General features: G+C 67.3%; 19 protein-coding genes and 1 tRNA gene. 10 read left to right on the forward strand and 10 right to left on the reverse strand.

Annotated features, from left to right (window positions below; genetic code table 11):
• Nucleotides 1-50: 50 nt before the first annotated feature.
• Nucleotides 51-1,211, reverse strand: a complete 1,161-nt coding sequence (locus ACFIMZ_RS05280; RefSeq protein ID WP_431821719.1) for an alkane 1-monooxygenase — start codon at nucleotides 1,209-1,211, stop codon at nucleotides 51-53.
• Nucleotides 1,212-1,753: 542 nt separating this feature from the next.
• Between ACFIMZ_RS05280 and ACFIMZ_RS05285 the strand changes: the two genes are divergently transcribed.
• From ACFIMZ_RS05285 to ACFIMZ_RS05305, 5 genes are all read left to right on the forward strand, one after another.
• Complete coding sequence (locus ACFIMZ_RS05285) at nucleotides 1,754-2,266, forward strand: GNAT family N-acetyltransferase (protein WP_431821720.1); 513 nt, start codon at nucleotides 1,754-1,756, stop codon at nucleotides 2,264-2,266.
• A 241-nt stretch (nucleotides 2,267-2,507) separates the two neighbouring features.
• Entirely contained in the window at nucleotides 2,508-3,269 is a 762-nt protein-coding gene (minC, locus tag ACFIMZ_RS05290; protein WP_431821721.1) for a septum site-determining protein MinC, read from the forward strand.
• Between the two features lie 59 nt (nucleotides 3,270-3,328).
• Complete coding sequence (gene minD, locus ACFIMZ_RS05295; protein WP_124510040.1) at nucleotides 3,329-4,144, forward strand: septum site-determining protein MinD; 816 nt, start codon at nucleotides 3,329-3,331, stop codon at nucleotides 4,142-4,144.
• Nucleotides 4,145-4,156: 12 nt separating this feature from the next.
• Nucleotides 4,157-4,411: a cell division topological specificity factor MinE gene (gene minE / locus ACFIMZ_RS05300; protein WP_010091676.1), complete on the forward strand. Its 255-nt coding sequence runs from the start codon at nucleotides 4,157-4,159 to the stop codon at nucleotides 4,409-4,411.
• Between the two features lie 160 nt (nucleotides 4,412-4,571).
• The gene (locus tag ACFIMZ_RS05305) at nucleotides 4,572-4,973 is read left to right on the forward strand and encodes a YXWGXW repeat-containing protein (RefSeq protein ID WP_431821722.1); all 402 of its coding nucleotides are present in this window, start codon (nucleotides 4,572-4,574) and stop codon (nucleotides 4,971-4,973) included.
• A 116-nt stretch (nucleotides 4,974-5,089) separates the two neighbouring features.
• Here ACFIMZ_RS05305 and ACFIMZ_RS05310 read toward each other — a convergent pair whose 3' ends face one another.
• The gene (locus ACFIMZ_RS05310) at nucleotides 5,090-6,643 is read right to left on the reverse strand and encodes a chloride channel protein (protein ID WP_431821723.1); all 1,554 of its coding nucleotides are present in this window, start codon (nucleotides 6,641-6,643) and stop codon (nucleotides 5,090-5,092) included.
• A 176-nt stretch (nucleotides 6,644-6,819) separates the two neighbouring features.
• Between ACFIMZ_RS05310 and waaC the strand changes: the two genes are divergently transcribed.
• Nucleotides 6,820-7,821 carry a lipopolysaccharide heptosyltransferase I gene (waaC, locus tag ACFIMZ_RS05315; protein WP_431821724.1) on the forward strand — a complete coding sequence of 334 codons (1,002 nt, stop codon included), beginning with the start codon at nucleotides 6,820-6,822 and terminating at the stop codon, nucleotides 7,819-7,821.
• Between the two features lie 22 nt (nucleotides 7,822-7,843).
• On the opposite strand, the gene ACFIMZ_RS05320 is transcribed toward waaC, so the two are convergent.
• The 8 genes from ACFIMZ_RS05320 to rph form a co-directional block, all read right to left on the reverse strand.
• Nucleotides 7,844-8,023 (reverse strand): hypothetical protein, encoded by a 180-nt coding sequence (locus ACFIMZ_RS05320; protein ID WP_431821725.1) that lies wholly within the window; start codon nucleotides 8,021-8,023, stop codon nucleotides 7,844-7,846.
• A 98-nt stretch (nucleotides 8,024-8,121) separates the two neighbouring features.
• Nucleotides 8,122-9,432 carry an MFS transporter gene (locus ACFIMZ_RS05325; protein ID WP_431821726.1) on the reverse strand — a complete coding sequence of 437 codons (1,311 nt, stop codon included), beginning with the start codon at nucleotides 9,430-9,432 and terminating at the stop codon, nucleotides 8,122-8,124.
• Between the two features lie 273 nt (nucleotides 9,433-9,705).
• Nucleotides 9,706-10,194, reverse strand: a complete 489-nt coding sequence (locus ACFIMZ_RS05330) for a TonB family protein (protein ID WP_431821727.1) — start codon at nucleotides 10,192-10,194, stop codon at nucleotides 9,706-9,708.
• Between the two features lie 154 nt (nucleotides 10,195-10,348).
• Entirely contained in the window at nucleotides 10,349-10,645 is a 297-nt protein-coding gene (locus tag ACFIMZ_RS05335; protein WP_431821728.1) for a hypothetical protein, read from the reverse strand.
• Nucleotides 10,646-10,854: 209 nt separating this feature from the next.
• Nucleotides 10,855-10,942 (reverse strand) — tRNA-Ser (locus ACFIMZ_RS05340).
• A gap of 40 nt (nucleotides 10,943-10,982) precedes the next feature.
• Entirely contained in the window at nucleotides 10,983-12,197 is a 1,215-nt protein-coding gene (gene hemW, locus ACFIMZ_RS05345; RefSeq protein ID WP_431821729.1) for a radical SAM family heme chaperone HemW, read from the reverse strand.
• The gene (rdgB, locus tag ACFIMZ_RS05350) at nucleotides 12,194-12,820 is read right to left on the reverse strand and encodes an RdgB/HAM1 family non-canonical purine NTP pyrophosphatase (RefSeq protein ID WP_431821730.1); all 627 of its coding nucleotides are present in this window, start codon (nucleotides 12,818-12,820) and stop codon (nucleotides 12,194-12,196) included. The genes hemW and rdgB overlap by 4 nt, the downstream gene beginning before the upstream one ends.
• Nucleotides 12,813-13,553 (reverse strand): ribonuclease PH, encoded by a 741-nt coding sequence (gene rph, locus ACFIMZ_RS05355; RefSeq protein ID WP_017333041.1) that lies wholly within the window; start codon nucleotides 13,551-13,553, stop codon nucleotides 12,813-12,815. Before rph ends, rdgB begins: the two co-directional genes overlap by 8 nt.
• Before the next feature lie 174 nt (nucleotides 13,554-13,727).
• Here rph and ACFIMZ_RS05360 point away from each other — a divergent pair, with 174 nt between their 5' ends.
• The 4 genes from ACFIMZ_RS05360 (at nucleotide 13,728) to ACFIMZ_RS05375 (ending at nucleotide 18,037) form a co-directional block, all read left to right on the forward strand.
• The gene (locus ACFIMZ_RS05360) at nucleotides 13,728-14,651 is read left to right on the forward strand and encodes a YicC/YloC family endoribonuclease (protein WP_431821731.1); all 924 of its coding nucleotides are present in this window, start codon (nucleotides 13,728-13,730) and stop codon (nucleotides 14,649-14,651) included.
• 6 nt (nucleotides 14,652-14,657) lie between these two features.
• Nucleotides 14,658-15,341 (forward strand): guanylate kinase, encoded by a 684-nt coding sequence (gene gmk, locus ACFIMZ_RS05365; RefSeq protein WP_431821732.1) that lies wholly within the window; start codon nucleotides 14,658-14,660, stop codon nucleotides 15,339-15,341.
• A gap of 60 nt (nucleotides 15,342-15,401) precedes the next feature.
• Complete coding sequence (rpoZ, locus tag ACFIMZ_RS05370; protein WP_006999799.1) at nucleotides 15,402-15,605, forward strand: DNA-directed RNA polymerase subunit omega; 204 nt, start codon at nucleotides 15,402-15,404, stop codon at nucleotides 15,603-15,605.
• Between the two features lie 65 nt (nucleotides 15,606-15,670).
• The gene (locus ACFIMZ_RS05375) at nucleotides 15,671-18,037 is read left to right on the forward strand and encodes a RelA/SpoT family protein (RefSeq protein WP_431821733.1); all 2,367 of its coding nucleotides are present in this window, start codon (nucleotides 15,671-15,673) and stop codon (nucleotides 18,035-18,037) included.
• Nucleotides 18,038-18,204: the final 167 nt, after the last annotated feature.

An 18,204-nucleotide genomic window follows, 5' to 3' on the forward strand; every position in this document is an offset into this window, starting at 1 on the left:
CGGCGGCGCGGCACGCGGCACCGTCGCGCGCAACGCGTCGACGCAGGGGCTCAGGCCGCCGCGCCGTACTGCGCGAGAACCTTCTCCCGGATCGACGGCTTGATGTTCGATTGCGCCATGTTGCCGCCGTAGTGCGCGACGACGCGCGGGTTCATCACGCGGTACCAGAGCGGCGGGACGTACGCGAGCAGGATCATCGTCGCGTAGCCGGCCGGCAGTTGCGGCGAATCGCCGAAGTGGCGCAGCGCCTGGTACGAGCGGGTCGGATTCGCGTGATGGTCGGCATGCCGCTGCAACTGGTACAGGAACAGGTTCGTCACGACGTGATTGCTGTTCCATGAATGCTGCGGCGTGCAGCGCTCGTAGCGGCCGTTCGGCAGCTTCATGCGCCCGAGCCCGTAATGCTCGACATAGTTCACGACTTCGAGCAGCGACGCGCCGTACACCGCCTGGATCAGCAGGAACGGGATCACCACCTTGCCGGCCAGCGCGATCGCGATGCCCCACACGACGACGGTCATCGCCCACGCATGCAGCACTTCGTTGCGCCAGGTCCACGGCGACTTCCCGAGCCGCGCGAGGCGCGTCTGCTCCAGATGCCACGCGGAGCGGATGCTGCCGATCACGGTGCGCGGCAGGAACGCCCAGAACGATTCGCCGTAGCGCGCGCTCGCCGGGTCCTCGGCGGTCGCGACCCGGACATGATGGCCGCGATTGTGCTCGACGAAGAAATGCCCGTATGCGACCGGCGCGAGCGTGATCTTCGCGAGCCGGCGCTCGAAGCGGCTGGTCTTGTGGCCGAGCTCGTGCGCGGTGTTGATCGAGATGCCGGTGGCCGTGCCGACCGACAGCGCGAAGCCGACGTAGTCGTACCACGCGAGCGTGTGCGTGCCGACGATCCAGACGCCCACGAAGAACGCGACGTATTCGACGAGCGTCGCGAGATAGACGATGAGCCGGTAGTAGCGGTCCTGTTCCAGGCGGGGCACGACGTCCTCGGGGGGATTGTCGCGATCGTCGCCGATCAGCGTATCGAGAATCGGGATCACGCCGAACGCGAACAGCGGCCCGAACCACCAGAACACGTGGATGCCCGTCGACAGCGCAAGCTGGGCGGCGAGGATCGGCAGCGTGATCGTCAGCGCGCCGAGCAGCCACAGGTAACGCTTGCCATCCGACCAGCTCGCGGCCGATCCGTTGGTCGTTGCCATCGTCTCCCTCCTTGCTTGAACCCGCTCGTTGGTCCGCGCCGCATGGGCATGCGCGGCGCCGGGTCGTGGCCCGGTTCTGCCTGTTATACGACCGGTGCGCGCACTTTTCCAAACCCCCGCGCTAGGCAGGACGCTCCAAACGGCGGGGTTCCGCCAACGCATCCGGGGAAGGGCGGTCGCGCGCCGATTGAAACGGGCCGGCAGATCGCGCGCGGCGCCGGCGAGGCCATGCGATCGTCAGACGAAACCGCGACGGCAGCCGTGCGCGCACCGCGCTTGCGGTCGCGCAACAAATGTTGCGTCGCAATAAAAATCACCGGTGCGAGGCGGCTTTTGTTTGATTTTAGGTCGTCGCCGCGAAGCGCGGCCGGGTGTACCGTCGATGCTGCACCTGCACAGCGGCGCGCGGGCGGCGGTGCCGGGGGGCGCCTGCAACGCCTGTTGCCTTTCGATTTGCGCCGGCATTTGAAAATAACGATTTGACTCATGCCCCGCTTTCGGATGAAGCTTATAGCTTGCTGTCCGAAGGGGGCTGTGCCTGCATGAGTTCGATCTTGACCGTTCGTCGTATCGCTGCCGACCAGGGCAACGTGTATCGCGAACTCCGCGCCGCGTCGCTGCGTGAGCCCTACGCACCCGGCGAAGCGCCGGAGGCCGAATTGCTGAACGTCGATGCCGACGCGGCGGCGGCCATTGCCGCGCTGCGCGCGACGTCCGATCAGTCGACGACGTTCCTGCTGTACACGGAAGGCCATCCGGCCGGCATGATCGGCGCGTATTTCGACAACACGCCCGAGCGCCGCGCCTTCGTGAGCGAGCTATGGGTCGCGCATGCAGTCCGTCATCTGCGCGGCGGGCTGTTGCTCGTCGACACCGCGAGCGCGTGGCTCGCCGAGCGCGGCGCGCAGGAAATCTATGCGTGGATCGCCGACGCGAACCGCAACGCGATCCGCTTCTACGAGCGTGCCGGCTTCGGCAACACCGGCGAGCATGCGCCGATCGCGCGAATGCCGGGCGCGATGAAAACGCTGTTCGTGTCGCAGGCGACGCACTGAACGACGGGCCGCGCCCGCGGCGCAGGCCCGGCCTCCGTCCGGCGCGCACGATCACCGTCCGCCAGCAATTCGCGCGCACCGGCGTGCCTTCCCTCCCGTCCGGGCCGCCGCGGCCCGACACCCGATTCCCGACAACCGTGGCGTGACGCCCGGTGCACGACGCCTGTTGCACGACGCCCAAAAATAATGGCTGGTCGCGTGGACGCCTGTAAAATACGCAAAAATTTTTTGCAGAGTGTCCATGTCGCTTAAAAAATCGCCATTCTTCGAACTGCGCAGCGGCTCGGTCGATACGTTGCTGTTCACCGTGAAGACGACCGATCTCGATGCGTTGCGCACCGAGCTGGTCAAGCGCTTCGAGGCGACTCCCGAGTTTTTTGCCGACGACGTCGTTGCGATCGACGTCCGTCGTCTCGCGGAAGGCGAGCGCGTGGCGCTGGGCGACATCCGCCAGATGCTCAACGACGTGCGGATGCGCCCGGTGGGCGTCGTCGCGCTGGCTTCGCAGGGCTGGGCGGGCGAGGCGGGCCTGCCGCTGCTCGAGGCGCGCGATCGTCGCGTGCCGTCGGCGAAGGGCGCGGGCGACACGGACGCTGCGCCTGCCGTCGAGGCGGTGGCCGCTCCGGCCCCTGCGCCCGAGCCGGCGCCGGCGCAGCCGCAGGCCGGCGGCCAGACGCTCGTGATCGATCGGCCGTTGCGCTCGGGGCAGCAGGTTTACGCGAAAGGAGACCTCGTGGTGCTCGCGCCGGTCAGTCACGGCGCCGAGATCATTGCGGAAGGCAATATCCACATCTACGCGCCGTTGCGCGGCCGCGCGTTGGCGGGCGTGCACGGCAATCACGACGCGCGCATTTTCTGCACGTGTCTGGAGCCGGAACTGATTTCGATTGCGGGTATCTATCGAACCACCGAGAACCCGCTGCCTGCCGACGTGCTGGGCAAAGCGGTGCAGATCCGGCTCGAAGAGGAAAAATTGATGATCGAACCGCTGCGCCTGACGTGAAGCACGCGGCGCACGCCGGATCGATCGGCTCTCATTGACGAACACAGGGTATAGGGTAAATGGCAAAAATCATCGTGGTGACTTCCGGCAAGGGCGGCGTGGGCAAGACGACGACGAGCGCGAGCTTCGCGTCCGGCATCGCGCTGCGTGGCCACAAGACGGCCGTGATCGACTTCGACGTCGGCCTGCGCAACCTCGACCTCATCATGGGCTGCGAGCGTCGCGTCGTGTACGACCTCGTGAACGTGATCCAGGGCGAAGCGAACCTGAACCAGGCGCTGATCAAGGACAAGAAGTGCGAGAACCTGTTCATCCTGCCGGCGTCGCAGACCCGCGACAAGGATGCGCTGACGCGCGACGGCGTCGAGAAGGTGCTGAACGACCTGGCCGCGATGGATTTCGAGTACATCGTCTGCGATTCGCCGGCGGGCATCGAGGCCGGCGCGCTGCACGCGATGTACTTCGCGGATGAAGCGCTGATCGTCACGAACCCGGAAGTGTCGTCGGTGCGCGACTCGGACCGCATTCTCGGCATCCTGTCGTCGAAGACCAAGCGCGCGACCGAAGGCAAGGACCCGATCAAGGAGCACCTGCTGATCACCCGCTACAGCCCGAAGCGCGTCAACGAAGGCGAGATGCTGTCGCTCGAGGACATCAGCGAGATCCTGCGCATCAAGCTGATCGGCGTGGTGCCGGAGTCGGAAGCGGTGCTGCACGCATCGAACCAGGGCCTGCCGGCCGTCCACCTCGACGGCACCGACGTCGCCGAAGCGTACAAGGACATCGTCGGGCGCTTCCTCGGCGAGGACAAGCCGCTGCGCTTCACCGAATACCAGAAGCCGGGCCTGCTGCAGCGCCTCTTCGGCAGCAAGTAACGGAGGCCGCCCATGTCCATTCTGTCGTTTCTCCTCGGCGAGAAAAAGAAGTCCGCATCGATCGCGAAGGAGCGCCTGCAGCTCATCATCGCGCACGAGCGGGTAGGCGGCAAACCGCCGGCCGACTACCTGCCGGCGCTGCAGAAGGAGCTCGTCGCCGTGATCTCGAAGTACGTGCAGATTTCGAACGATGACATCCGCGTGAGCCTCGAGCGTCAGGACGATCTCGAGGTGCTCGAAGTGAAGATCGAGATCCCGCAAGCCTGACCCGCGTCGTTCCCGTTCCGCGCGGCGGCACCCGCCGCCGCGCGCGTCTTACGCCCTGTTGCACTTTCGGGCACGCCGTAACACGGCGCCTGTCGGCCGTAACCCCCGCTCCCGCATTGAACGAATACGCTCGCGTTGCTTGTTCAATCAGGAGGTTGTAATGGCTGTCTCATCGATTCGTCGCGTTGTCCTTGCATTCGCAGCAGTGGCTGCGGGCGCGTCCGCTTTTGCCGCACCGCTCGCCGCGCGCGCGGATGAAATCCTCGTCGCCACGCCGGTCGTCACCCGGCCGGGCGAAGTCGTCATCGCCGAGCCGGTCGCCGGGCGCACGGAAGAGATCGTCGTCGTCGCGCCGAACGCGCCGCCGCCTGTCCGCTATGAAGTCGTGCCGGACGCGCGGGTCGGCTACGTATGGGAGCGCGGCCACTGGCGCTGGGATCATGGCCGCTACGTGTGGATCGACGGCCACTGGGAAACCGAGCGGATCGGCATGCACTGGGTGCCGGGCCACTGGGACCAGCGCGGTCCGAACTGGTTCTGGACGCGCGGGCACTGGGCGTAACGGAGGCGAGCGATGAAAAGAACCGTATTCGTGATCGCGCTCGTCGCCGTCACGCTCACCGGCTGCGTCGTCGTGCCGGCCCGTCCCGTCTACTACCGGCCGGCGCCGGTGGTGATCTACTGAGCGTCGCGCGGTCCGGCTTGCGTCGCGGCGGGGTTCGCCGCGGCGGCAGCCGGTCCGGTGTCGGCTGCGGGCCTGCCGCCGGCAGCTTCGTTGCCGGCAAGCCCGTCGCCGGCATGCCCGTCGCCATTCTCGTCACGCAGCGTATCGAGCGGATCGGCGGGTGCGGCGGCCGCATCCTGCGGCGCGGTGACGCCGGACGCTGCCGGCGCGCGTTCGGCCGGCGCCGCGGCTGCTGCTGCGGTTGCCGCAGCCGGCGGCGCAAGATAGCGCTGCGCGAGCGTCTCATACAGCGGCGGCACGAAGAAGCGCGAGACGCGGCTCGAGATCAGCGCGGTGGCCATCAGCGAAATGACGAGCGCATGGCCGTTGATCATCTCCATCACGATCACGAACGACGTGATCGGCGATTGCGTGACCGCCGCGAGGTAGCCGACCATCGCGAGCGCGATCAGCACCGGCAGGCTCAAGTTGCCGAACACGACGTGCAGCAGGTTGCCGAAACCCGCGCCGATCGACAGCGACGGCGCGAAGATGCCGCCCGGGATGCCGGGCAGGTAAGACGCGACCATCGACACCATCTTCAGGAACGGATACAGCACGGACAATTGCTCGCGCCCGTCGAGCAGGCCGCGCGCTTCCGCATAGCCGCTGCCGAACGTCGTGCCGCCCGACACGAGACCGACCACGGCGATCACGAAGCCGCACAGCGCGGCGAACGCGATCGGCCGCTCGCGATACAGCGCGAGCAGCCGCGCCGGCAGCCAGCGGCCGGTATTGAGCAGCAGCCAGCAGAACAGCCCGCCGGCGACACCGGTCACGACCGCGGCGACGAGCACCGCGACTGCGAGCAGCTTCGGGAAATGCGCGCCGGCGTCGATCGTGCCGAAATACGTGTAGTTGCCGTTCAGCCCGAGCGCGACCACGCCGGCGATGATGATCGCGGTGATCAGCACGCCGCTCGCGCGCGCGGAGAAGCTGCGCGTCAGTTCCTCGATCGCGAACACGATGCCGGCGAGCGGCGTGTTGAACGCGGCCGACAGACCGGCCGCCGCGCCCGCGAGCACGAGCTGGCGCTCGATCTGCGCGTTCGAGCGCGGATAGAAGCGCCGCAGGTTGAACATCAGCGCCGCGCCGACCTGCACGGTCGGCCCTTCGCGGCCGATCGTGAAGCCGCCGAGGATCGCGAGGAACGAAAGCAGGATCTTGCCGAACAGGATCCGCAGCGTCAGCAGCCGCGCGCCGAACGCGCCGGGGCGCGCGTGCAGCGTCGCGATCACCTGCGGGATGCCGCTGCCTTCCGCGCCGCGGAAGAAGCGGCGGGTCAGCCAGACCGAGCCGGCTGCGATCGCAGGGGTCAGCAGCAGCGGCAGCCAGGGCGCATGCTGCCGCAGCGTGCGGAACGTGTCGTAGCCCCAGTCGATCAGCCGCGCATAGAGCACGGCGGTCAGGCCGACGGCGATCGCACCGAGCCAGAACACGCCGTACTGGCGCCACAGGCGCTGGGTGCGGCGGGTGAGGGCGGGGAACAATTGCGGGGAACGTTGCATCGGCGCGGCCGCTGGCAAAGGACCGATTATAAAAAGGAAACCGCCCCGGGGCGTGTTTAACAGATCGTCATAATCAAGATACAAATTGTTACAAATGTAATCCGGATGTAGTCCTCATGTCGCCCGGGCTTCACTAGTATCCGTACACGCCCTGCTCTCGCAACTCGAACATAAACGTGAACCGCATCCTCATCGTGAAAGTGACGTCGCTTGGCGACGTCGTCCAGACCCTGCCGGTGGTCGCCGACCTTCATCGCGCGTTTCCGGGCGTGACGGTCGACTGGGCCGTCGACGAATCGTGTGCGGAAGTGGTGCGCTGGCATCCCGGCGTGAGCAACGTGTTGTGCGCGCCATTGCGGCGGTTCAAGAAGCTGCGCGGCGGCGGCGACCTGAAGGCGATCTGGGCCTCGATCAGCGCGTTGCGCGCGCACCGTTACGACGCGGTCATCGACCTGCACGGCGTCTACAAGAGCGCGATCATCTCGGCGCTGGCGCGCGCCGCTCGCCGCGTCGGCTATCAGACGCAGGATCTCGGCGAACCCGGCGCGCGCTTCGCGTACTCGGACCGTTTCGGCCCGCGGCCCGCATGCGACGCTTGGCACGGGATGCGCGTGAGCGCGGGCGAGGCGTTCGGCTACGAGCCGCAGGGCGCCGCCGATTACGGGATCGTCGCGCCCGACGACGCGTGCCTGCCTGCCGCCGTGACCGACGGCGGGCCGTTCATGCTGATGTTCCATGCCACGTCGAACGACGACAAGCGATGGCCGGTCGAGCACTGGGCGGCGCTCGCGACGCGGATGATGGCGCGCGGCATGCGCGTGCGGCTGCCGTGGGGCTCGCCGGCCGAGCACGCGGTCGCCCAGGAGATCGCCGCGCGTGCGCCCGGGGCCACCGTGCTGCCCGCGATGTCGGTGCGTCAGCTCGGCGCGGCGATCGGCCGGGCCGCGCTGGTGGTCGGCGTCGACACGGGTTTCGTCCACATGGCGCACGCGCTGCGGCGGCCGACCGTGATGATCTTCGTGGCCACGTCGCCCGGGCACTGCGGCATCGGCGGTGCGCCGCATGCCGTGTCGATCGGCGAGGTGGGCGCCGCGCCGTCGGTCGACGAGGCGCTGCAGGCAATCGACTCGGTCGGTCCGGCTTTCGGCGCGGCGATGCATGCGCAGGCGGCGGCCTGACCGGCCGCGCGCCGGTGCACGCTCAGGCGAGCAGCGCCTCGAACGCGAGCACGGCGGCAATGGCCGCCGCATTCGCGACGAGCGCCTCGAACACGATGCCGCGCCAGGTTTTCGGCCGGAAGCGGAGCGTGAGCAGCAAGGCGGCGCCCAGCGCGAGCGACAGGATCAGGACGAGGTCGGCATTGGCGACGCGGATGCTCATGGGGGCGGCTCCGTGGCGATGGCGGCGCGGCAGGCGGCGCGCCAGCAATCGAGTATAGGCGGCGCCGGCCGCGGCACAAGCCGGGTTGCCCCGCAGCGTCAGACGAGCGACGTGTCGCGCGTCTCGCGCATCAGCAGCACGCCGAGCAGGCTGAGCGCCGCCGCGACGGACACATAGCCGCCGACCCACGACAGGCCGCCGCGCGCGGCAAGCAGCTGCGCGATGTACGGCGCGATCGACGCGCCGAGGATCCCGCCGAGGTTGTACGCGACGCCCGCACCCGTGTAGCGGACGTTGGTCGGGAACAGTTCCGGCAGCAGCGCGCCCATCGGCGCGAACGTCACGCCCATCAGGAACAGCTCGAGCGTCAGGAACAGCGCGACGAGCGGCATCGAGCCGCTGCCGAGCAGCGGCGCCATCGTGAAACCCGACAGCAGCGCGGCGATCGCGCCGGTGATCAGCACCGGCCTGCGGCCGAAGCGATCCGACGCCCAGGCCGACAGCGGCGTCGCGAGCCCCATGAACACGACCGCGAGGCAGAGCAGGCCGAGGAAGCTCTGGCGCGGGATATGCAGTGTCGCGACGCCGTACGACAGCGAGAACACTGTCGAGATGTAGAACAGCGTGTAGCAGACGACCATCGCCAGCGCGCCGAGCAGCGTCGGCTGCCAGTGTTGCGTGACGAGCGTCGCGACCGGCACGCGCACGCGTTCGTTGCGGTCGAGCGCGGCCTGGAACGCGGGCGTCTCGGCGATCTTGAGCCGCACGTACAGGCCGAGCGCGACGAGCACCGCGCTCACGAGAAACGGAATGCGCCAGCCCCAGCTGCGGAACTGCGCGTCGGACAGCGACAGCGCGAGTGCGAAGAACAGCCCGTTCGACATCAGGAAGCCGACCGACGGGCCGAGCTGCGGGAACATGCCGAACCAGCCGCGCTTGCCTTGCGGCGCGTGCTCGGTCGCGAGCAGCGCGGCGCCGCCCCATTCGCCGCCGAGGCCGATGCCCTGGCCGAAGCGCAGCACGCACAGCAGCACCGGCGCGAGCGTGCCGATTGCGTCGTAGCCGGGCACGAGGCCGATCGCGGTGGTGGACAGGCCCATGACGAGCAGCGACGCGACGAGCGTCGACTTGCGGCCGATGCGGTCGCCGAAATGACCGAACAGGAACGAGCCGATCGGCCGTGCGATGAACGCGATGCCGAACGTGACGAACGCGGAGAGCGCCTGCGCGGTCGCGGAGCCGTGCGGGAAGAACACCGGGCCGATCACGAGCGCGGCGGCGGTCGCGTACACGTAGAAATCGTAGAACTCGATCGCGGTGCCGATGAAGCTCGCGAACACGATGCGCTTGTGGCTGACGGCGCCGGCCGCATTGGTTGCGTGCGCAACGGCCGGTGGGGATGCGGACATGGATGTCTCCGTTGTTGGTCTTGATGAACGCCCGGTGATACGCGCGGCCACGCAGGCGGACGCCTGCCCGGACCGTCGAGCGGGAGAAGGATGCGGCGTGGATGCGCGCCGTGGCGCGGATCGTCACCCGCAGGTCGACGCTGGAGACGGCTAGTCGCCGCCGTGATCGGCTCGTCTGCCCGGTGAGGCGCGAGCCCGCGCGCGGCGTGATGGCCGCGGCGAATGCGGAAAATTATAGCCAGCGGCGCCGAGCGCCGGCAATCTCGCGCGGGTTCAGTCGATCGATTGCGCCTGTGCCGATGCGGTGCTCTGCAGCTGGAACTTGCCGTTGTCGTTGAAGAGCCAGCTTTCCATCAGCTCCACCTGGCCGTTGCCGTCGAGCAGCTTCGCGGGCGGTGGCGGCAGCGGCGCCGAACGCCGCAGCGATGCGAGCGCGAGCGACTCGGCTTCGCTGTCGCCGTTGCTGCGATATACCGATGCGTGCACGAGGCGGCCGCTGCGATCGACCGTGAACGCGAGTACGACGAGCGAGCGCAGCATCGCCTGCGGCGTGCCGTGCAACACGCCGGACGGATTGCGCTCGGCGACGCGTTCTGCAACTTCGGTGCGGTACTGGGCGAGTGTGGCGCTGCGCACGACCGACGGGATCGTCAGGACCGCGCGCGGGGGCGGCGGGGTGATCGTGCAGGCAGCGAGCATGGCGACGGCGGCCGCGGCGGCAACACGCAGCCGGCCGATGCCTGACAGGGGGATGGCGAACATGGCGTGGCGCCGGGGAACACGATAGACAAATGATAGTCGCGCACGGATCGCGCGACATCGGGACAAACGTATATCGCGCGGCGCGCGTCGTTGTGCCGGCTGATGGCGCGGGCGCGCCTGTCGGCTGATCGTCAGGCGACGCGTGCCGTCCCGCTCAATACCCATGCGTGACGAGCGACAGGACCGACAGGTCCGGATGCGTGCCGTCGACAATGCTCTTGCCGATATGCACGGCTTCGTGGACGGCCTCGTCAACGGTTGAGTAGCTTTCCTCGCCGTCCGCGTGGAACGCCACGGCGTGGCCGGGCAGCGCGGAATTCGCGCCGGGATGGCAGACGTAGCCGGTGTACGTGAAGCGCGAGTCGTTGCCCGGCATCGAGGTTGGCACGACATGGATCTCGAAGCCTTCGTAGTAATCGACGTGGCGGATCGGGGTCGACTGTTCGGACATGGCGGTCTCCGTGTGCGGCGCGGGCGGGTAAGCCCGTGCGGCAGCGAATTCGCGGCGGCGTTCGTGTCGCCGTTGTGATCCGAATTCTAGGCGATGGCAATGCAACGGGGCAGGTCGGGATTACCGCCACGCGTCGTGCCGCATGCAGTGCGAAGGCGCAAACAAAAACCCCGTCATTCAGGGAATGGACGGGGTTTGGCGAACCTTGCTGGCGGAAGCGGTGAGATTCGAACTCACGGACAGTTGCCCGTCGCTGGTTTTCAAGACCAGTGCCTTAAACCGCTCGGCCACGCTTCCACGAGGCGGCATTGTAACCGAAATGCCGCTGCTGTCATGCTCAATCGTCGCGCAGGAACAGTTCCTGCAGGTCGTTGAGGAACCGCTGGCCGAGCGGCGTCGGCGCGATCTGCGCGAAATCGCGCGCGATCAGCCCGCGCCGTTCCGCTTCCTTGAGCGCCGGCTCGATCGTGCTCATCGGCAGCCCCGTGCGCTCGGCGAAGCTGTGCACCGGGAAGCCCTCGACGAGCCGCAGCGTGTTCAGCATGAACTCGAACGGCAGGTCGCGCGCGCCGACTTCGCGTTCCTCCTGGACCGGCGTGCCGGCATTCGCCTGCTCGATGAAGGTCGCCGGATGCTTGTAGCGCGCCTGCCGCAGGATGCGGTTCGGGAACGACAGCTTCGTGTGCGCGCCCGCGCCGATCCCGAGATAGTCGCCGAAGCGCCAGTAGTTCAAGTTGTGCTTGCATTGGTGATGCGGCTTCGCATACGCGGACACTTCATAGCGTTCGTAGCCGGCCTCGGCCGTGCGCGCGTGGATCCACTCCTGCATGTCGGCGGATGCGTCGTCGTCGGGCACCACGGGCGGAAACTTCGCGAACAGCGTGTTCGGCTCGAGCGTCAGGTGATACAGCGACAGATGCGGCGGCGCGAACGACAGCGCGGTCTCGACGTCGGCGCGGCATTCGTCGAGCGTCTGGTTCGGCAGCGCGAACATCAGGTCGAGATTGAAATTGTCGAACGTGTTCGCGGCGACCTCGACGGCCGCGCGCGCCTGAGCGGCGTCGTGGATGCGGCCGAGCGCCTTCAGGTGCGTCTCGTTGAAGCTCTGGATGCCGACCGACAGGCGATTCACGCCGCTCGCGCGGAACTGCGCGAACTTCGCGGCTTCGAAGGTGCCGGGATTCGCCTCGAGCGTGATTTCCGCATCCGCGTCGAGCGGCAGCAGCGCGCGCACGTCGGACAGCAGGCGGTCGAGGCCGGCTGCGGACAGCAGGCTCGGCGTGCCGCCGCCGATGAACACGGTATGCACCTGCCGTCCCCACACGAGCGGCAGCGCGTGCTCGAGATCGGCGCGCAGCGCGTCCAGATACTCGGTCTCCGGAAACTGCTCGCCTTTCCATTCGTGCGAGTTGAAATCGCAATACGGGCACTTGCGCACGCACCACGGGAAATGCACGTACAGCGCGAGCGGCGGCAGCGACGTCAGCCGCACTTGCCCGGGCGACGTGAAGGTCGCGACGACGCGCGCACCGGTGTCCGCGGCCTGGCTCATTCTCCCTCCGCAAGCCGCGCGAACAGCGCCTTGAGCGCGAGCGCGCGATGGCTGAGCGCGTTCTTCACCGGCGGCTCGAGCTCGGCCGCCGTCGCGCCGAGCGACGGCAGGTAGAAATACGGGTCGTAGCCGAATCCGTGCGCGCCGCGCGGCGCGTCGACGATCTCGCCGTGCCAGCGGCCTTCGGCGAACAGCGGTTCCGGATCGTCGGCATGACGCACGAGCGCGAGCACGCAGCAGTAGTACGCACGGCGGTCTGCGACGTCGCGCAGCTGGTCGACGAGATGCGCGTTATTCGCCGCGTCGCCTTTCTCGAGCCCCGCGCGTTGCGCGTAGCGCGCCGAATAGACGCCCGGTGCGCCGCGCAGCGCGCGCACGCACAGCCCCGAATCGTCGGCGATCGCCGGCAGCCCGGTGAGCTGCGCCGCGTGCCGCGCCTTCGTCAGCGCGTTCTCGATGAACGTGCGGTACGGTTCTTCCGCTTCCGGCACCGCGAGGTCGCCCTGCGGAATCACGTCGATGCCGACGGTCGAGAACATCGCCGTGAATTCGCGCAGCTTGCCCGCATTGTTCGACGCGAGCACGATGCGCGACAACGGCGGCGTGATGCGATCGTCAGACATGGCTCACACCCAGCGCGTCCTTCTGCAGCCGCACGAGCTCGCCGATCCCGCTTTGCGCCAAGTCGAGCAGCGCGTTCATCTCGTCGCGCGAGAACGGCACGCCTTCCGCCGTGCCCTGGACTTCGACGAAGCCGCCCGCGCCCGTCATCACGACGTTCATGTCGGTGTCGCAGCGCGAATCTTCCGGGTAATCGAGATCGAGCACCGGGGTGCCCTCGAACACGCCGACCGAAATCGCGGCGACGTGGTCGGTGATCGGCGAGCGTGCGAGCTTGCCGGCGGCGATCAGCTTCGACACTGCATCGTGCGCGGCGACGAACGCGCCGGTGATGCTCGCAGTGCGCGTGCCGCCGTCGGCCTGGATCACGTCGCAGTCGATGTGGATCGTGCGCGGGCCGAGCGCCTCCAGGTCGAACACCGCGCGCAGCGCGCGGCCGATCAGGCGCTGAATTTCCTGCGTGCGGCCCGTCTGCTTGCCGCGCGCCGCTTCGCGATCGCTGCGCGTATGCGTTGCGCGCGGCAGCATTCCGTATTCGGCGGTCAGCCAGCCTTGCCCGCGGTCGCGCAGGAATTCGGGTACGCGCTCGGCGACGCTCGCCGTGCAGATCACCTTGGTGTCGCCGAATTCGACCAGCACGGAGCCTTCCGCGTGCTTCGTGTAGTGGCGCGTAAGGGCGACCTTGCGCAGTTCGTCGGCGCGGCGGCCGCTCGGCCGGGAAGTGGATTGCGTCATGTGGGAACGATGGACAGGGAGGAAACCTCGATTTTAGCGCCGAACGGCGGCGGTGCCGGGCGGGGTGGCCGGCAAAAATGGGATAATGCGCGTTTCCCGCCCCGCGCTTGCGAATGCGCCGGGCGCCTCGATTTATCCCCGGCCCGCGAGGGCATTCAGACGGCGAGACGAACCATGATCTACAGCATGACGGGCTACGCGAGCGCGACACGCGAACTCGCAGCGGCGACGGGCAACGGCGGCACCAGCGTGTCGGTCGAATTGCGCACCGTGAACTCGCGTTTCCTCGACCTGAATTTCCGCATGCCCGACGACGTGCGCGCGTGCGAACCCGCGCTGCGCGAGATGCTGATGAACAAGCTGTCGCGCGGCAAGGTGGACGTGCGCATCAACCTGCAGCGCGGCGAGCAGAGCATCGGCGCGGGCGCGCTGAACCAGGCGGCGCTCGGCCAGCTTGCGGACCTGGAGCGCACGGTGCTCGATACGTTCCCGGGCGTCGGCCGCCTGCGCGCGGGCGAGATCCTGCGCTGGCCCGGCGTGATCGCCGAAAGCGGCGTATCGGCCGACGCGATCCGCGACGCGGTGCTCGCGTGCGGCAAGGAAGCGATCAACGAGCTGGTCGTCGTGCGTTCGCGCGAAGGCGCGCAGCTCGCGGCGATGCTGCTGTCGAACGTCGCCGAGATGGAGGCGATCGTCGCGCGCATCACGCCGCTCGTGCCGGAGCTGATCGCGAAGCATCAGCAGAAGATCGTCGAGCGGCTGCAGGAAGCGCTCGGCATCGCGGCGCCGGAAGGCAGCGCGCCGATCGTGTCGCGCGAGGAAGCCGCGGAGCGCATCCGTCAGGAAGTGACGATGTACGGCATCCGGATCGACATCGCGGAGGAGCTGTCGCGGCTCACCGCGCACCTGAACGAAACGCGTCACGTGATCGAGAAGGGCGGCCGCGTCGGCAAGCGTCTCGACTTCATGATGCAGGAACTGAATCGCGAAGCGAACACGCTCGGCTCGAAAGCGGCGGCCAAGGAACTGGCCGATGCGTCGATGGCGCTCAAGCTGCTGATCGAGCAGATGCGTGAGCAAGTGCAAAACCTGGAGTAACGCAACATGACCGAATCCACCCACGACGGCCACGCCGTGCATGCGCTGCACGGCGGCATCTATCCCGGCAACCTGTTCATGGTCGTCGCGCCGTCGGGCGCCGGCAAGTCCACGCTGGTGAACGCGCTGCTGTCGAAGGACACGGATATCTGCCTGTCGATCTCGTACACGACGCGCAAGCCGCGCCCGGGCGAGCAGGATGGCCAGCATTATCATTTCACGACCGTCGACGATTTCCGCGCGCGCCACGCCGCGCACGAATTCCTCGAGAGCGCGGAAGTGCACGGCAACTACTACGGCACCTCGCGCGTCTGGATCGAGGAGCAGATGAAGAACGGCCACGACGTGCTGCTCGAAATCGACTGGCAGGGCGCGCAGCAGGTGAAGAAGCAGTTCCGCAACGCGGTCGGCATCTTCATCCTGCCGCCGTCGCTCGACGCGCTCGAGGAGCGCCTGAAGAAGCGCGGCCAGGACGAGCCGAACGTGATCACGCGGCGCCTGCTCGCGGCCGGCAGCGAGATGGCGCACGCATCGGAAGCGGAGTACGTTGTGATCAACGAGAACTTCGATCGCGCGCTCGCCGAGCTCGAATGCATCGTCGCCGCGACGCGCCAGCGCTTCATTTCGCAGTACGCGCGACATGCGGAGCTGTTCATCGAGCTCGGCATCCACCAGCCGCACGCGGAATGACGGCGAGGGTCGAGGGACATAAGGTAGAATAGGCACTATATTCAGAAGGAATTACCCAACATGGCTCGCATTACCGTCGAAGACTGCCTGAAGCAAATCCCGAACCGCTTCGAACTGGCGCTCGCCGCCACTTATCGCGCGCGGCAGCTCGCGCAAGGCCATACGCCGAAGATCGAAAGCCGCGACAAGCCGACGGTCGTCGCGCTGCGCGAGATCGCGGCCGGCCAGGTCGGCATCGAGATGCTGAAGAAGGTGCCGGTCTAACGCGCACCGCTTCACGCCAGCCATGTAGTCCACGCGCGCAACGATTGCTGACCGAGGAGGCGAATATGAGCACCACCCCATCGTCCGCCTCCGCGGATCCGAGCACCGAAGCCACGGCACAATCGCCTGCGCGCCAGTACATCGACGCGGTCCTCGAACAGTCGTTCCGGCATCTGTTCGGGCCGACCGCCACTCCGGAGCAGCCGCGCAAGCACGGCGTCGTTTCGATCGCGAAACTGACCGCCGCGCTTGCCGAGTACCTGGCGCCGGAAGAAATCAAAGAGGTCAAGGCGGCGTTCCACTTCGGCGACGAAGCCCACCTCGGTCAATATCGCCAGAGCGGCGAACCCTACATCACCCATCCTGTCGCCGTCGCGGAAATCTGCGCCGGCTGGAAGCTCGATGCGCAGGCGGTCATGGCCGCGCTGCTGCACGACGTGATGGAAGATCAGGGCGTGACCAAGAGCGAGCTGGCCGAGCGGTTCGGGCCGAAGGTCGCGGAGCTGGTCGACGGGCTGTCCAAGCTCGACAAGATGGAATTCCGCAGCCGCGAGGAAGCGCAGGCGGAAAACTTCCGCAAGATGCTGCTCGCGATGGCGCGCGACGTGCGGGTCATCCTCGTCAAGCTTGCCGACCGCCTGCACAACATGCGCACGCTCGGCGCGGTGCCGATGGAAAAGCGCCGCCGCGTCGCGCGCGAAACGCTCGACATCTACGCGCCGATCGCGCACCGTCTTGGTCTGAACAATACCTATCGCGAGCTGCAGGACATGAGCTTCGCGAACTTCAACCCGCATCGCTACGCGACGCTCGAGAAGGCGGTGAAGGCCGCGCGCGGCAATCGCCGCGAGGTGATCAGCAAGATCCTCGAGGCCGCGCAGCGTGCGATGGTCGACGCGAAGATCGACGCCGAAATCACCGGCCGCGAAAAGACCATCTACAGCATCTACCGGAAGATGCGCGACAAGCAGTTGTCGTTCTCGCAGGTGCTCGACGTGTACGGCTTTCGCGTCGTCGTCGAGAATCCGCTCGACTGCTATACGTGCATTGGCGCGCTGCATGCACTGTACAAGCCGGTGCCGGGCAAGTTCAAGGACTACATCGCGATCCCGAAGATCAACGGCTACCAGTCGCTGCACACGACGCTCGTCGGCCCGTTCGGCGCGCCGATCGAGTTTCAGGTGCGCACGCGCAAGATGCACGAGATCGCCGAGGCGGGCGTCGCCGCGCACTGGCTGTACAAGAACGGCGGCGCGGATCTCAACGACGTGCAGAAGCGCGCGCACCAGTGGCTGAAGTCGCTGCTCGACATCCAGAGCGAGGCCGGCGATTCGAGCGAATTCCTCGAGCACGTGAAGATCGACCTGTTCCCGGATGCGGTCTACGTGTTCACCCCGAAGTCGAAGATCATGGCGCTGCCGCGCGGCGCGACGGCGCTCGACTTCGCGTATTCGATCCACAGCGATCTCGGCAACCAGTGCGTCGCCGTGAAGATCAACAACGAGCTGCTGCCGCTGCGCACCGAGCTGAAGAGCGGCGACATCGTCGAGGTGATCACCGCGCCGTATTCGAAGCCGAACCCTGCATGGCTCGGCTTCGTGCGCACCGGCAAGGCGCGTTCGGCGATCCGTCACTACCTGAAGACGATGCGCCTGAACGAATCGGTGCAGCTCGGCGAGCGGCTCGTCGACCAGAGTCTGAAGGGCTACGGCCTCGCGCTCGCGGACGTCGCGCCTGAGGTGTGGGAAAAGCTCGTGCAGTGGACGGGCAACAAGAGTCGCCAGGAAATCTTCGCGGACATCGGCCTCGGCCGCCGCGTCGCCGCGGTGATGGCCAAGCGCATCGAGGTGCTGATGAGCGGCCGCGACGCGGACGACGACCTGCCGAGGGCCGAGCGTCATGCCGCGCATCATGCGCCGCCGGTCGTGATCACCGGCACCGAAGGGATGTCGGTGCAGTTGTCCGCGTGTTGCCGGCCGATTCCGGGCGACGCGATCATGGGCTACATCGGCATCGGTCTGGGGATGGCGATTCATACGACCGACTGCCGCGTCGCACAGCGTATCCACCGGCGTGATCCGGGCCGCTGGATCGACGTTGAATGGGCGCCGCAGCCGGGACGCCTCTTCGACGTCGCGGTGAAGGCGCTCGTGAAGAACACGAAGGGGATCTTCGCGCGAGTGGCGGCGGACATCACGTCGGCTGACGCGAACATCGTCCACATCGCGATGGACGAGGATCTCACACACGAGTCGACGGTGCTGCGCTTCGTGATCCAGGTCAGCGACCGCGTCCACCTTGCGAACGTGATGCGGCGCGTGCGGACCAATCCGGACGTGATGCGGATCATGCGCGAGCGTTCGACCGACGACGGCGCGCATGCGCGTCATGACGGCGGGATGCGGATCGAGCGCGAGCGGCAGGATTACTGACGCGCGAGTGCTCACACAAACAAGAACGGCGGCCTCGGCCGCCGTTCTTGTTTGTGTGTCGGCGATTTGATTCGGATTCGAATCGGCGCGGTGAAATCGAGCGGGGAAGAGGGGAAAAAGGGGGGGGGCAAAGAAAAAGGGCCTTCCCGGAGGAAGGCCCTTCTGAA

Origin of the sequence: Burkholderia sp. F1 (assembly GCF_050813845.1) — a bacterium.
Lineage (GTDB): Bacteria > Pseudomonadota > Gammaproteobacteria > Burkholderiales > Burkholderiaceae > Burkholderia > Burkholderia ubonensis.

Excerpts from the sequence above, each read along its gene's own strand:
- rph (WP_017333041.1), bottom strand. The coding sequence starts at position 13,553 with ATGACGCAATCCACTTCCCGGCCGAGCGGCCGCCGCGCCGACGAACTG.
- ACFIMZ_RS05285 (WP_431821720.1), top strand. The coding sequence starts at position 1,754 with ATGAGTTCGATCTTGACCGTTCGTCGTATCGCTGCCGACCAGGGCAAC.
- rdgB (WP_431821730.1), bottom strand. The coding sequence starts at position 12,820 with ATGTCTGACGATCGCATCACGCCGCCGTTGTCGCGCATCGTGCTCGCG.
- ACFIMZ_RS05310 (WP_431821723.1), bottom strand. The coding sequence starts at position 6,643 with ATGCAACGTTCCCCGCAATTGTTCCCCGCCCTCACCCGCCGCACCCAG.
- minD (WP_124510040.1), top strand. The coding sequence starts at position 3,329 with ATGGCAAAAATCATCGTGGTGACTTCCGGCAAGGGCGGCGTGGGCAAG.
- hemW (WP_431821729.1), bottom strand. The coding sequence starts at position 12,197 with ATGAGCCAGGCCGCGGACACCGGTGCGCGCGTCGTCGCGACCTTCACG.
- minE (WP_010091676.1), top strand. The coding sequence starts at position 4,157 with ATGTCCATTCTGTCGTTTCTCCTCGGCGAGAAAAAGAAGTCCGCATCG.
- ACFIMZ_RS05335 (WP_431821728.1), bottom strand. The coding sequence starts at position 10,645 with ATGTCCGAACAGTCGACCCCGATCCGCCACGTCGATTACTACGAAGGC.
- rpoZ (WP_006999799.1), top strand. The coding sequence starts at position 15,402 with ATGGCTCGCATTACCGTCGAAGACTGCCTGAAGCAAATCCCGAACCGC.
- ACFIMZ_RS05280 (WP_431821719.1), bottom strand. The coding sequence starts at position 1,211 with ATGGCAACGACCAACGGATCGGCCGCGAGCTGGTCGGATGGCAAGCGT.
- ACFIMZ_RS05325 (WP_431821726.1), bottom strand. The coding sequence starts at position 9,432 with ATGTCCGCATCCCCACCGGCCGTTGCGCACGCAACCAATGCGGCCGGC.
- ACFIMZ_RS05375 (WP_431821733.1), top strand. The coding sequence starts at position 15,671 with ATGAGCACCACCCCATCGTCCGCCTCCGCGGATCCGAGCACCGAAGCC.
- minC (WP_431821721.1), top strand. The coding sequence starts at position 2,508 with ATGTCGCTTAAAAAATCGCCATTCTTCGAACTGCGCAGCGGCTCGGTC.
- gmk (WP_431821732.1), top strand. The coding sequence starts at position 14,658 with ATGACCGAATCCACCCACGACGGCCACGCCGTGCATGCGCTGCACGGC.
- ACFIMZ_RS05330 (WP_431821727.1), bottom strand. The coding sequence starts at position 10,194 with ATGTTCGCCATCCCCCTGTCAGGCATCGGCCGGCTGCGTGTTGCCGCC.
- ACFIMZ_RS05305 (WP_431821722.1), top strand. The coding sequence starts at position 4,572 with ATGGCTGTCTCATCGATTCGTCGCGTTGTCCTTGCATTCGCAGCAGTG.
- ACFIMZ_RS05320 (WP_431821725.1), bottom strand. The coding sequence starts at position 8,023 with ATGAGCATCCGCGTCGCCAATGCCGACCTCGTCCTGATCCTGTCGCTC.
- ACFIMZ_RS05360 (WP_431821731.1), top strand. The coding sequence starts at position 13,728 with ATGATCTACAGCATGACGGGCTACGCGAGCGCGACACGCGAACTCGCA.